Here is a 13,076-nt window from a genome sequence, read left to right as displayed (position 1 = left end):
AGGCGTCAGTATACCTGCTTCACACCGCTGAGACAGACCCAACCTTCCCGCTCACCAGCGATGGAAAGGAAGCAATCCGGTGCATAGGCATTCTGTATCCGTTCCACTTGAGAAGATAAAATACCGGACAGGGTCAACCAACCCCCGGCCTTGAGTTGGTTCAGAAGCAATGGGGCCAGAACCACCAATGGATTGGTCAGAATGTTGGCGATTACCCCATCGAAGGGGGGGAAATTCGGAAAGGAGTCAGGTTCGTAAAAAGAGGCGCTCACGCCATTTAACGCCGCATTGTCACAGGCCGTTTGTACGGCGATGGGGTCGATATCCACCCCAATGGGCTGGGTTGTACCCAATAACCCTGCGGCAATGGTCAGAATTCCCGAACCGCAGCCATAGTCCAATACCCGTTGCATACGTGGGGGGTGGGCGGTTAGCCACTCCAGACACAGACGGGTGGTGGGGTGACTGCCCGTCCCGAAAGCTTGTCCGGGGTCGAGGCGCAGGTTGAGGGCGCTGGGGTCGGGGGGTTCATGCCAGGTGGGTACGATCCATAGCCCAGGCGCGGCGGGAATGGGGTCGAACTGACTTTGGGTGAGGCGGACCCAGTCCTGATCTGCCACGATTTCGCTGCGGTGAGGGGGAACGGGTTGGTCAAGGGAGGTGCTGACCTGTTTCAACCAGGATGAAGCATCCCAATCCATGGGCAGAAGTACCTCGATCTGGCAGTGGGGCCAAAGAGGCATTTCCGGACAGCCGGGTTCCCCAAATACCGGAACTTCTTCAGCGCCGGTGGCCTGGGAGGACAAGGTAACGGCCAGTGCCCCCTGTGCACTGAGCGCATCAGACCAGAGTTCGGCATGATCCCGGTCGGTCTGGAGAGTCAGACAAGTCCAGCTCATGACCCTTACCCCTGTTTTTCCCGAGACAGCTTTTCTTCCAGGTAATGAATACTGGTTCCACCCATGAGAAATGCCTCATCCTGAAGCAATTTTTGGTGCAACGGGATATTGGTCTTGATGCCTTCCACCACCATCTCGGACAAAGCGATACGCATACGTGCCAAGGCCTGGTCGCGAGTGGCGCCATGGGTCAGTACCTTGCCAATCAATGAATCATAATGAGGGGGGACAAAGTAATTCTGGTAGATATGGGAGTCCACACGTACCCCGGGTCCACCTGGCGCGTGGTATTGCGTAATGCGTCCGGGGGAAGGGATAAAAGTGAAGGGATCTTCGGCGTTGATCCGGCATTCGATGGCATGGCCGCGCAATTGGATATCTTTTTGCTTCCAGGGCAATTTTTCTCCAGCGGCAATGCGAATTTGCTCTTGCACGATATCAATGCCCGTGATCAGTTCGGTGACTGGATGTTCCACCTGAACCCGCGTATTCATTTCAATGAAATAAAATTCACCATTCTCATAAAGAAATTCGAAGGTGCCCGCCCCCAGGTAGTGGATACGTCGACAGGCAGCCGCACAACTTTCTCCAATTTTCTGGCGCAGAGCGGCGGGAATCCCGGGGGCTGGTGCTTCCTCGATGATCTTTTGGTGACGGCGTTGCATGGAGCAGTCCCGTTCTCCCAGGTAAAAAGCGTTGTCGAACTTGTCGGACAAAACCTGAATTTCCACATGGCGGGGCTGGGACAGGTATTTTTCCATGTAGACCGTGTCGTTGCCAAAGGCGGAACGTGCCTCATTGCGCGTCAGGCTGAGGAAGCCGAGCAGGTCTTCTTCCCGCTCCACCACCCGCATGCCGCGCCCTCCTCCGCCTGCTGAAGCCTTGATCAGGACCGGATACCCAATAGATGCGGCCAGTGCCTTGAGTTCCTTGGGGTCGGTGGGCAATTGGCCCTCAGACCCCGGGACCACAGGGACCCCCGCCGCTTTCATGGCAGCCTTGGCACTGATTTTGTCGCCCATCAGGCGAATGGTTTCGGCTTTGGGGCCGATAAAAACAAAGCCGCTGTTTTCCACACGTTCAGCAAAGTCTGCATTTTCCGACAGAAATCCGTACCCGGGGTGAATGGCTTCAGCACCGGTGACTTCCGCTGCTGCGATGATGGCCGGAATATTGAGATAACTGAGTTGGGAGGATGCGGGACCAATACAGACCGATTCATCGGCCAATACCACTGCTTTGGCATCGGCATCGGCTTCCGAATGAACAGCAACGGTTTTGATGCCCAATTCGCGACAGGCCCGCAATATACGCAGGGCAATCTCACCGCGATTGGCGATCAGAATCTTTTCAAACATGGGGATCTTCCTTTCAGGCCGTGGCGATGACGAAGAGAGGCTGTCCGTATTCGATGGGTTGTCCGTTTTCCACCAGAATATGCTTGACGAAGCCCGTGACATCTGACTCGATTTCATTCAGCAATTTCATGGCTTCGATGATGCACAGGGTTTGTCCTTCGTTGATGCTCTGCCCGATTTCGGCAAATACCGGTGCCCCTGGGGAAGGTGAGCGGTAAAAGGTTCCGACCATGGGGGATTTCACCACATGGCCTTCGCTCTCGGGAGTAGCCGCGACAACGGGAGCGAGTACGGTTTCGATCGGGGTGTGGGGGGGCGGGGGCGGGGCATACGAGGGGGGATAGGCATACTGGGGAGCCGAACTGCCAAACTTGGCGATGCGTACTTTCTCTTCTCCCTCGGTGATTTCCAGTTCGCTAATGCCCGACTCTTCTACCAAATCAATCAGTTTCTTTAATTTTCTCAGGTCCATGGTGTTACGCCTTGTTCATGAAATAGTCGAGGGCCAGTTCATATCCCCGTATCCCCAATCCACAGATGACTCCCACCGCGATAGCCGACAGATAGGAGTGGTGGCGAAAGGGTTCCCGGGCATGAATGTTCGACAGGTGTACTTCGATAAAAGGGAGGTCTACAGCAGTCAGAGCGTCGCGCAAAGCCACGCTGGTGTGGGTCAACCCCCCAGGGTTGATGAGAATGGCTTGAGTTCCGTCGACACGGGCATCATGGATACGGTCGATGAGCGCCCCTTCCCAGTTGCTTTGAAAACAGTCCACGGATATTCCCCGTGCGGTTCCCAGAGTGCGCAGACGGGCATCCAGATCGGCCAGAGTCGAATTGCCGTAAACCGTGGGTTCGCGGGTTCCCAGCGCATTCAGGTTTGGACCGTGCACGACGAGAATTTTTTTCATGTCGCGATTTTGCCTCGAAATCACTGAAAATGTCCAGAAATTTAACGAATATCGCTACTCATTTCAGAAATGAGAGCACGCTGGGATAACACCAATTCAGGTGTAATTCTTGCTTGATACGCTGGTTGTGAATACGTCGGGACTCCTTCAAAAAACTGAGATTGAAGGGGTCAAGAATTTTTTCCAATTCACAAAGAGGGAGAAAGGGTGGAAGCGGCAGGTGATGATGTTGAGCCAGAGACCCATAAAATTCCCCCATCGGGAGGGGTTGATCGTCCACCACATTATATACGCGTTGCGATTTTCCCAGGGTGCAGGCCGCAACCACGGAACGGGCCAGATCCAGTTCATGGATATGATTGGTCCACGGATTTTCCAGGGGTAAGGGAACGCCTTTCCGGAGTCGTTCAAGAGGCAAACGATGCTCGCCATAGATGCCAGGCGCGCGCAGGATGATCACCCGGCAACCTGTGCGGCGACCGAAAGCGCGCAGTTGGGTTTCGGCGTGGACCCGACGTCGGGCACGGGCGGTATGGGGACGGACTGGACTGGTTTCATCCAGCCAGTCTCCCGCTGAAGAACCGTAGACGCCGGTGGTGCTGATGTAGATCAAACGCTGTGGTAAACTGGTGCCCCGTCCGAGCGCGGCAAGCAGGTGTCGGGTGCGTGTGTCATCCTGGCTCGTGGGTCCGGGTGGGGCAAAATGGAGTACGGTGTGTGACAGTCCTGTAAGCCGCAGCAGGGTATGGGGATGATCCAGGTCGCCCAAAATCGGCAAGGCACCCAATGTACGCCACTGAGGCATCGCCTCCGTTCTTCGGCAGAGGGTAAACACGGGACCCGAGCCCTTCAATAAGGGAAGGACGCGACGCGCCACATTACCCGCGCCGATGATCAGGTAAGAATTCATCAAGTCATTGTAACGTCATTTACGCGAGAACGGCCATGTCATTCCAAGTTACAGTCCAACCCAGCGGTCGCCAGTTTCAGGTGAACGATGAAGAAACCCTGTTGCAGGCAGCCCTGCGCGAAGGCATTGGTTTACCCTATGGGTGTCGCAGCGGCGCCTGTGGCAGTTGCAAGGGCAAGGTTCTGGAGGGACGAGTGGACTACGGCGACTATCAAGCCAGCGCTTTGAGCGAAGAGGACAAGGCACAGGGAAAAGCGCTCTTCTGTTGTGCGCGTCCCATCGGGGATGTGGTTATCGAGGCACGTGAAGTGAGTGGTTTTGCGGATATGCAAATCAAGAAGTTGCCCTGCCGGGTGGAGGCCATTGAACGTCCCAACCACGATGTGGTAGTGCTCAAACTCAAGTTGCCCGCCAATGAAAAATTTGAATTCATGGCGGGACAATATATCGACTTTTTACTCAAGGACGGAAAGCGGCGCAGTTTTTCCCTGGCCAATTCTCCCCATGATGCTGCCTTGCTGGAGTTGCATATCCGTCATTATCCAGGGGGAAATTTTTCCGGGTTTGTATTCAATGAACTGAAGGAACGTAGCATCTTGCGCTTTGAAGGGCCTCTGGGCGCCTTTGTCTTGCGGGAGGATTCGGAAAAACCGATCATTTTCATGGCAGGTGCCACGGGTTTCGCACCCATCAAGGGAATGATCGAGTACGCGCGCCACAAGGGCATCAATCGTCCCATGGCGTTGTACTGGGGGGTGCAAAGTGCCGTGGATTTGTATCAACGGGACATCGTGCGCATTTGGGAGGCGGAACTTCCCCATTTCACTTTCGTTCCGGTGTTGTCTGCGCCTTTGCCGGAAGATCAGTGGACCGGGCGGACCGGATTTGTCCATCAGGCCATTCTGGATGATTTTTCGGATCTGTCTTGCCATCAGGTCTATGCCTGTGGTGCATCGCGCATGGTGGAAGCAGGATTCAAAACTTTTACCGAAAGCCGTGCCTTGCCTGAAAACGAGTTTTATTCCGATCCTTTCGTGCCCTCAGGGACTTGAAGAGTCGTTGACCTTCGTCGTGAGCCCCATCCTGGAACGAATCGACGAAAGCATGGACAGGGTTTCGGGGCCTTCTTCCTGCGCCAGACTCAGGTAGCGGTCCCTGGCTTCGAAGTGGTGTGCTTCATGGGCGGATAGAGCGGCCAGCATCAGGCATAGAGGTCGTGCCTCCTCCCCCCTGAGGGCGACGGTTGCCATTTTTTCAGCCTTCTCCGGGTGCCCAGAGAAATAGGCCGTTAATCCCTGATACAGGGCACCGCGCGCGCGCGTTCTCGAGCGGCGGAGATGGTAGTTGCGGATCTGTTTGGGGAGTTGCCAGATTTTGAAGAACATATGCCCCACCAGATTGAGTACCAGAAGGATCAGTACCAGACCCAGAATAAATACCGACAGGGAAATCTCGATACGCCACGGGGTCTGAACGATCAAGACATAGCCTGCCGTGATGTTGAAGGACAGGGCAAGAAGCGTGGCGAGCATGAAAAGAATGAAAAATCCAAGCAGTAACCTCATGGATTTCCTCCTCTGGCGGCGTGTACGGCAGCCAGTGTGGCGCTGATATCGGGCAGTGGGACACTGACGGGCGTTGTGGTCAGGAGTTGAATATTGGACAGAAAATTTTTGACCGCAGGGTTTGCCGTATCAAAGTAGCGTTGCAGCCAATGCTGCGCCTCTGAAAGTTCACTGCGAAAACGTACCTCATTGCGGGCCAGCACATCGATGCGTGCAGCGAAGAGACGTAATTTTAGATTTTCACGCAAAAAATAGGTTTGCTCGGGGGTGAGCAAGGGGAGTTCAGGCGTATCCATGCGGCGAATTCGGATGGCGTTATTCAACTCCAGCAGCATGTCCTGAGTCAGCCGTTCCAGCCAACTGGTTCTCGTATCCTTCGGGAGCGGTGGTGGTTTGGGGCGGGTATCCGAGGCCAGTGCCAAGCCATCCACCTGTTGGATCATGGAATCCAGACGCAGAGTGATTCCGTTGGTATCCACATAAGGGAGCGCACGCAGATGATCCATGTCCTGTTTCAGATTTTCTCTGAGATGGTTCAGGGCGGGTTTATCCAGACGTTGCAGGCGCAGGTCAGCGGCTTCCAGAGCAGCCAGAGCTGACTGGACATTACCCGTCAATTCCAGTTGCTGGTTGGCGATGATGACCAATTGTTCTACCTCGGCCAGAATCCAGTCGTCGCGATGACGCATGAGGTCTTGATAGAGCGCTGCCAGTTCTACCTGTTGATTTTGGGTATCGGAAAACCGTGACTCGAGCACGGCCAGACGGGTACTGGTTTCACGGCTGGTTTCATTGGCTTGTTGAGCCAGGCTTTGTACTTGCTGAGATAATTGATCCGTTTGGGATAATCGTTTGCTCAAATCCTGGCGCAGATCCAGCAACTGGTTGCGTTGATAGAAGACCAATCCCGCCAGTCCCAGAAGGATGATCAAGAGGGTCAAACGTCCGGGCAAGTAGGACTTTTGGGTGGCGGGCGGTTGTTCGTTAACCATGGGAATGCCCCTTTTTCTGGTAATGGGCAATTAATGCATCGTCCCCGGGAGAAAGTACCACGGGGTGGGGCAGCCCAAGCGCGCGTAGCGCCGTGGCGATGCGCGAATGACTGACGATGAAGGGCCGGGTTGCTAGGATTTCCCGTTGCGCTGGCGAGGCCATGGCCCACAAATTGTGGAAGGATTCGGTACTTTGCACCGAGATGGAAGCACCGGCCTGCAAGGCCTCCTCCAAGGTTTCAGGATTGCTTTGAGGTACCTGACGGACGTAGCATTCGATGTAGCCTACTTGGGCTCCCCTCTGTTCCAGAGTCTCCCTCAGCCATTCCCGTCCTCCGCGTCCTCGTATGATGGCGATTTTCCATCGGTCCATCCTTTGGAACAGAGGGAGTGTCAGCAAGGCCTCGCTATCGGAGCCTTGCTCCGGGTAGAGCACAGAAGTTCCGCTGACTTCCTGCAGGCGCCGGGCAGTGGCCAAACCGACTGCGGCCAAACGATGGGTTTCCTTGTGGAGAGGAGCAAGGAAGCCCCAGCCCGCATGCACGGCATTGGCGCTGACAAAAATCCATAGTGCCGCCTGGGCGGCCCAGGACAGAGATTCTGCCGTGGGTGTCAGGGGGGTGATGTCGATGGTTGGGTAGACCCAGGAGCGAATTCCAAGCGAATTCAGACGTTCTGCCAAGCGGGTGGCTTCGGCGCGGGGGCGGGTAATCAGCAACCCGGTCGGCATTGTTTCAGGCGCGACAGGCGTTCAGAATGTACGCCGCACCTTGATCAAGCAGGTCCATGGCCACCCCGTCCCCAAGCGCTTTGTACTGGGACAATGGAGCGCTTTGGCAGGCACGAATGATACGTGTGCCGGCTGGGTTGCCTACAAAGGCGCGCAGGGTCAGGATCTCGCCTTCTGCCTCGGCAAAGGCACCCAGCGGGACATCGCAACTGCCTGCCAGACGGCAGGAGACGGTACGTTCGGCAAAAACACAAGCTTCGGTGGCCGGGTCTACCAGGGTGTCAATCCAGTTTCCCAGGGTCGGATGGTTGGCTAGAAACTCCAATCCCAGCGCGCCCTGTCCTACGGCAGGCAGACTGTCCTCCGTGTCGATGAGCGAGCGAATGCGATCCGCCAAACCCAGGCGGCGCAGACCGGCAGCTGCCAATATGATGGCTTGGTACTGACCTTGGTCGAGTTTGCGCAGACGGGTATCCAGATTGCCGCGCAGTGGGCGGACGTCAAGGTGGGGAAAGCGGGCGCGGATCTGGCATTCACGCCGCAAACTGGCGGTTCCTACGATGGCACCAGCCGGTAGGGCGGCCAGATTTTCATGATTATTGGAGACAAAGGCATCGCGCGGATCTTCGCGCGGCCCTGCCACCCGCAGGACGAGTTCGGAGGGGCGGTTCATCGGGACGTCCTTCATGGAATGCACGGCCATGTGGGCTCGCCCCTCCAGCATGGCCAATTCCAATTCCTTGACGAAAAGACCTTTTCCTCCCACGGCAGAGAGGGTACGATCGAGGATTTGATCACCCGTGGTGGTCATTCCCAGCAACGAGAAGTGCGCAAGGGGATATAATCCTGCCATTTGTTGCTGGATATGTTCGGCCTGCCACAGGGCTAACCGGCTTTCACGAGTGGCGATGATGATTTCTGGAGAAGGCATGATGAAGAACACAATGAGTGCATCCGAGATGTGGAATTCTAGCATGAAGGATGCCTTGAACGGAGGTCGGACATGACTTCTTCCACCAATTTGGACAAGGACTTGCCTTTGCGCGACGATATTCGTTTTTTGGGCAGGATTCTGGGCGACACACTGCGCGATCAGGAAGGTGAAGTTATTTTCCAGTTGATCGAAGGAATACGCCAGACTGCCATTCGTTATCGTCGTACCGGTGATGATAAGGCACGGGTCCAACTGGAACACGGTCTGGATGGGTTGAGCCCGGAGGACACCATTGCAGTGGTGCGTGCTTTCAGTTATTTCTCCCATCTGTGCAATATTGCGGAAGACCTGCACCACAACCGGCGCCGCATGGCCTATTCCCAAGCTGGCGCCCCGCCTCGCGAGGGCAGCATCGCACTGGCTTTACAACGTCTCAAGCAGGCCAACGTGGATGCAATCACGGTGAGGAGATTTTTTGAACGGGCCATTATTTCACCGGTCCTGACAGCACACCCCACGGAAGTACAACGCAAAAGTGTGCTCGATTGCCATCTGCTGATCGCCAACCGGCTGGAGGAACGGACCCGTATCGCGCTGACTCCGGAAGAAAAGGAAGCCAATGATGCTGCCCTGCGCCGGGCGGTCTTGACCCTGTGGCAAACCAATGAATTGCGCACCTTCAAGTTGCGTGTCCATGATGAAATTGAGAATGGACTGTCTTATTATCGCTATACTTTTTTGCGCGAGGTGCCGCGCCTCGAGTCTCAAGTGGCGGCCGCCCTGGAAAAAGATCCGGAATACGCCAGCATTGCTCAGGATTTCCCTTCCTTTTTGCGCATGGGCAGTTGGATTGGGGGCGATCGCGATGGAAATCCCTTCGTGACTGCAGAAGTCACCCAACATGCCATGTGTCGTCACAGCGCTGTGGCCATGGAGTTTTACCTGACCCAGTTGATGACCTTGCGCGGTGAGTTATCTCTTTCTTTCCGTCTGGTTCAGGTGTCGCCGGAGGTCATGGCCTTGGCCGAGCGTTCGCCGGAACGCACCGACAGTCGTCTCGAAGAACCCTATCGGCGTGCGCTCACGCATATTCATGCGCGCCTGTTTCAGACCGCCTTGCGTCTGGGGTGTTTCCGTCAGAACGAAGAGGTGGACGAGGCAGATCCCTACGAATCGGTGGAAGAATTTTCTGCGGATCTGGAACTTCTGAAAACTTCGCTGGTGGGCCATGGTTCTGGTTTGCTGGCCGAGGGGCGTTTGAGTTTGCTGATTCGCGCCATTTCGTCCTTCGGGTTTCATTTGGCTCCCCTGGATTTGCGCCAGCATTCCGAGTTTCACGCACTTACGGTGGCAGAATTGCTGACTCAGGGAGGCGTGGGCGTGGATTATCTCGCGCTGAGTGAATCCGAACGGATGGGCGTACTGGTGCGCGAGTTGGAAAGTCCCCGCCTGTTACGTTCCCACGTTTCCCGGTTCAGCGAAGCGGTGCAACGTGAACTGGATGTATTTGACGTGACTCGAGAAATTCATCGCTCGCTCGGTCCGCAGGCCCTGCCCAATTACATCATCTCGAAAACCGATAGCGTCAGCGATCTGCTTGAGGTGGCCCTGATTCTCAAGGAAGCGGGCTTGTTGCTGCCCGGAGAGAACCCTCAACTGGGCATGAACATCATTCCGCTGTTTGAAACCATTTCCGATTTGCGCGGTTGTGGCGAGATCATGGAGCAGTTATTTTCCTTGCCGGTCTACCAGAAGTTGCTGGACAGTCGTCAGCGTACCCAGGAAGTCATGTTGGGATACTCCGACAGCAACAAGGATGGCGGATTTTTGACCGCCAACTGGGAGCTTTACAAGGCAGAAAAGATCCTGGTGGAGATTTTTTCTCGTCATGAGATCGAGTTGCGCTTGTTTCATGGACGGGGTGGCTCGGTGGGACGCGGCGGCGGTCCCAGTTATTATGCGATTCTGGCGCAACCCGCTGGCAGTGTGAACGCCCAGATTCGTCTGACGGAACAAGGCGAAGTCATTGCCAGCAAGTATTCTGATCCCGGCATCGGACGACGCAATCTCGAAACTTTGGTGGCAGCCACGCTGGAGGCCACCTTGCTGGATCGGGATCGCGATCTGCAAGGACGGGAGCAATTCTATACGCTGATGGAGGAGTTATCGGTCTATGCCTTTGAACGCTACCGAACTTTGGTCTATGAGACGCCGGGGTTTGAAAGTTTTTTCCGGGAGGCCACCCCCGTCAGTGAAATTGCTGAATTAAATATAGGCAGTCGTCCGGCAGCCCGTCGTAAAACCCAGAAAATCGAGGATTTGCGTGCTATTCCCTGGGTATTCAGTTGGGCTCAGTCGCGTATGATTTTACCGGGGTGGTACGGGTTTGGCAGTGCGGTGGCACGGTTTTGTGCGGCCCATGTCGAGGGGTGGGACTACCTGCGTCGTATGTACCGTACCTGGCCTTTCCTGCAAGCCTTGCTTTCCAATATGGATATGGTACTGGCCAAGACCGATCTGGTCATTGCCCAACGCTATGCCCGTCTGGTGAGTGACGAAGCATTGCGCGATGCAGTTTTCCACGAAATTCGCACGGAATTTGAATTGACGACCCATGCCTTGCGCGAAATCACCGGACAGAAAGAACTTCTGGAGTCGAATCCGACGCTGGCTCGGAGTATTCGCGAACGGCGTCCCTACATGGACCCCCTCAATCATCTTCAAGTAGATCTGCTGCGTTCTTTCCGTTCTGGAGAGGAGGGAGAAGCCGTGAAACGTGCCATTTATTTGACCATCAATGGGGTGGCGGCTGGGTTGCGTAATAGTGGTTGATTCATCGGTATGCGGCGATTCCCTCGCCATTGCCGTGTTGACGGGGGGTATGAGTGCCGAACGCGACATTGCCATTGCCAGTGCCGTGCAGGTAGTGGAAGCACTGCGGCGTAGGGGGCAGCAGGTCCGGGTGGTGGACACGGCTCAGGGTTGGCTGACGCCGGCGCAGGAAAAAGAGTTATTGGCTCAACGGGTGGGTATCCGTCATTCAGGGGAACGGGCGCTGTCCCATGGCATCCCTTCCTGGCTGACTCTGCCGGAGAATTTTTTTCCGGATCTGTGGTTTTTGGCGCTTCATGGAGGCGCAGGAGAGGATGGGCGGATACAGGGGTTGCTGGAAATGACCGGCATTCCTTATACCGGCAGTGGGGTGTTGGGAAGTGCCATGGCCATGGATAAAGACGTAAGTAAGCGCTTGCTTCGGGCGGCTGGAGTTCCTACGCCGGACTGGTTGATGGCCCCCGTGGAATGTGAGGAGATCGAAGGGGTGCTGGGTTGGCCCGTCGTGGTCAAACCCAGCAAGCAGGGTTCGACGGTGGGCCTGTCGGTGGTACATACGCCAGAAGAGTTGCCACAAGCATTGACACTGGCCTTCCAGCATGATGACGAAGTTATGGTGGAACGTTTCGTTCCGGGACGAGAATTGACCGGACCGGTGCTGGGCAGTCAGGCATTGACGGTGGGGGAGATCGTCCTGCAAAAGGGAAACATTTTTGACTACGAGGCCAAGTATCAGCCGGGAGGCGCACGGGAAATTTTTCCTGCTGAACTCTCCCCTGACCAGACGGGCGAGATTCAGCGTCTGTCTCTTCTGGCCCACCGCACCCTCAAGTTACAGGGTTATAGCCGAGCAGACTTTCGTCTCGATGCACAGGGGCGGTTATGGTGTCTGGAAGTCAATACGTTGCCGGGTCTGACCGCGATGAGCCTGGTTCCCCAGGCGGCAGCGGCACAGGGCATTTCCTTCGATGACTTGGTGGATCAAATCTGTCTGCAGGCTCTTTCCAGGGCTTCGATGACCTGCATTGCCCCATCAAAGCCAGTCTGATCCCGAATTTCACGGAAGCAGGTGGGACTGGTGAGATTGATTTCGGTCAGGTGGGTACCGATGATATCGAGACCCGCCAATAACACGCCAGCTTTGCGCAGGAAAGGCCCCACCTCCTCGGCAAGGCGCTGATCCGAGGGATCGAGCGGCTTGGCTATCCCCCGTCCCCCCGCCGCCAGATTACCTCGAGTTTCTCCCTGGGCGGGCAGACGGGCAAGGCAATAGGGCAAAGGTTCCCCTTGCACCATCAGGACACGCTTGTCACCTTCTTGAATGGCTGGAAGATACTGTTGGGCCATGATGGTGCGCGTTTCGTTGCGCGTCAGGGTTTCCAGAATGACTGCCACATTGGGGTCCTGTGCTTTCACGCGAAAGATTTCCCGTCCGCCCATGCCGTCCAGAGGTTTCAGAATGATGTCCTGATGGCGTTTCAGAAAGATACGAAAAGCGTCTTGGGTGCGGGCCACCAGTGTGGGGGGGCAGAGATGAGGGAAAAGGGCCGTGGCCAACTTTTCGTTGTAATCACGCAGGGCTTGAGGCCGGTTGAAAACCCGTGCGCCCTGCCCCTCCGCCAGGTCCAGAAGATGGGTGGCAAAAAGGTACTCGGAATCCACTGGGGGATCCTTGCGCATTAGGACTGCCGAAAAATCGCACAGTTTGCGAAAAGAAGCTGCACTGCGCTGTGGGATCAGGATTCCTTGAGAGGTCGTATAGTCAAGGGGAAGGGTCCAACCCTGAACCCAACCTTGGTCGAGTTGTAGTCCCGTGGGTTCGATGGCAAAGAGGCGATGTCCCCGTTGGTTGGCGGCACGCATGATTTCAAGGGTCGAGTCCTTGTCAGGCTTGAGTTGGTCCAGGGGGTCGATGAGAAAAGCCAGATCCATGGGGAAAGGTCCG

The 13,076-nt window shown here is 55.8% G+C and carries 13 protein-coding genes; 3 read left to right on the top strand and 10 right to left on the bottom strand.

Annotated features, from left to right (window positions below):
* Positions 1-5: 5 nt before the first annotated feature.
* From prmA to HO274_RS08140, 5 genes are read right to left on the bottom strand one after another with little or no spacing between them, the layout of a single operon-like run.
* Positions 6-899: a 50S ribosomal protein L11 methyltransferase gene (gene prmA / locus HO274_RS08160; protein WP_031596719.1), complete on the bottom strand. Its 894-nt coding sequence runs from the start codon at positions 897-899 to the stop codon at positions 6-8.
* 5 nt (positions 900-904) lie between these two features.
* Positions 905-2,257, bottom strand: coding sequence for an acetyl-CoA carboxylase biotin carboxylase subunit (gene accC, locus HO274_RS08155; RefSeq protein ID WP_273118604.1), 1,353 nt, complete (start codon positions 2,255-2,257; stop codon positions 905-907).
* A gap of 13 nt (positions 2,258-2,270) precedes the next feature.
* Positions 2,271-2,729, bottom strand: coding sequence for an acetyl-CoA carboxylase biotin carboxyl carrier protein (gene accB / locus HO274_RS08150; RefSeq protein ID WP_273118602.1), 459 nt, complete (start codon positions 2,727-2,729; stop codon positions 2,271-2,273).
* Positions 2,730-2,733: 4 nt separating this feature from the next.
* Positions 2,734-3,168 carry a type II 3-dehydroquinate dehydratase gene (gene aroQ, locus HO274_RS08145; RefSeq protein WP_031598361.1) on the bottom strand — a complete coding sequence of 145 codons (435 nt, stop codon included), beginning with the start codon at positions 3,166-3,168 and terminating at the stop codon, positions 2,734-2,736.
* A 58-nt stretch (positions 3,169-3,226) separates the two neighbouring features.
* A complete protein-coding gene (locus tag HO274_RS08140; RefSeq protein WP_031598360.1) occupies positions 3,227-4,078 on the bottom strand; it encodes an SDR family oxidoreductase in 852 nt (283 codons plus the stop codon).
* A 35-nt stretch (positions 4,079-4,113) separates the two neighbouring features.
* Between HO274_RS08140 and HO274_RS08135 the strand changes: the two genes are divergently transcribed.
* Positions 4,114-5,130, top strand: coding sequence for a CDP-6-deoxy-delta-3,4-glucoseen reductase (locus tag HO274_RS08135; protein WP_031598359.1), 1,017 nt, complete (start codon positions 4,114-4,116; stop codon positions 5,128-5,130).
* On the opposite strand, the gene HO274_RS08130 is transcribed toward HO274_RS08135, so the two are convergent.
* Genes HO274_RS08130 through hemC form a run of 4 tightly spaced genes read right to left on the bottom strand, consistent with a single transcriptional unit; the run spans position 5,119 to position 8,341 of the window.
* Positions 5,119-5,643: a heme biosynthesis HemY N-terminal domain-containing protein gene (locus HO274_RS08130; protein WP_031598358.1), complete on the bottom strand. Its 525-nt coding sequence runs from the start codon at positions 5,641-5,643 to the stop codon at positions 5,119-5,121. The genes HO274_RS08135 and HO274_RS08130 overlap by 12 nt on opposite strands.
* The gene (locus HO274_RS08125; RefSeq protein WP_273118594.1) at positions 5,640-6,635 is read right to left on the bottom strand and encodes a uroporphyrinogen-III C-methyltransferase; all 996 of its coding nucleotides are present in this window, start codon (positions 6,633-6,635) and stop codon (positions 5,640-5,642) included. Before HO274_RS08125 ends, HO274_RS08130 begins: the two co-directional genes overlap by 4 nt.
* Positions 6,628-7,365, bottom strand: a complete 738-nt coding sequence (locus HO274_RS08120) for a uroporphyrinogen-III synthase (RefSeq protein WP_051862598.1) — start codon at positions 7,363-7,365, stop codon at positions 6,628-6,630. Before HO274_RS08120 ends, HO274_RS08125 begins: the two co-directional genes overlap by 8 nt.
* Positions 7,366-7,369: 4 nt before the next feature.
* Complete coding sequence (hemC, locus tag HO274_RS08115) at positions 7,370-8,341, bottom strand: hydroxymethylbilane synthase (protein WP_273118589.1); 972 nt, start codon at positions 8,339-8,341, stop codon at positions 7,370-7,372.
* 27 nt (positions 8,342-8,368) lie between these two features.
* On the opposite strand from hemC, the gene ppc reads away from it, so the two are divergent.
* Together ppc and HO274_RS08105 are read left to right on the top strand one after the other, a co-directional pair.
* The gene (gene ppc, locus HO274_RS08110) at positions 8,369-11,131 is read left to right on the top strand and encodes a phosphoenolpyruvate carboxylase (RefSeq protein WP_273118587.1); all 2,763 of its coding nucleotides are present in this window, start codon (positions 8,369-8,371) and stop codon (positions 11,129-11,131) included.
* On the top strand, positions 11,124-12,179 hold the full coding sequence (locus tag HO274_RS08105) for a D-alanine--D-alanine ligase family protein (protein ID WP_273118584.1): 1,056 nt from the start codon (positions 11,124-11,126) through the stop codon (positions 12,177-12,179). Before ppc ends, HO274_RS08105 begins: the two co-directional genes overlap by 8 nt.
* On the opposite strand, the gene gshB is transcribed toward HO274_RS08105, so the two are convergent.
* A complete protein-coding gene (gene gshB / locus HO274_RS08100; RefSeq protein ID WP_273118581.1) occupies positions 12,113-13,063 on the bottom strand; it encodes a glutathione synthase in 951 nt (316 codons plus the stop codon). The genes HO274_RS08105 and gshB overlap by 67 nt on opposite strands.
* Between the last annotated feature and the right edge of the window lie 13 nt (positions 13,064-13,076).

This window comes from Ferrovum myxofaciens (genome assembly GCF_013181415.1).
Classification (GTDB): domain Bacteria; phylum Pseudomonadota; class Gammaproteobacteria; order Burkholderiales; family Ferrovaceae; genus Ferrovum; species Ferrovum myxofaciens.
Note: the sequence above shows the minus strand (reverse complement) of the source record. Positions and strands in the feature narration are given on the sequence as shown.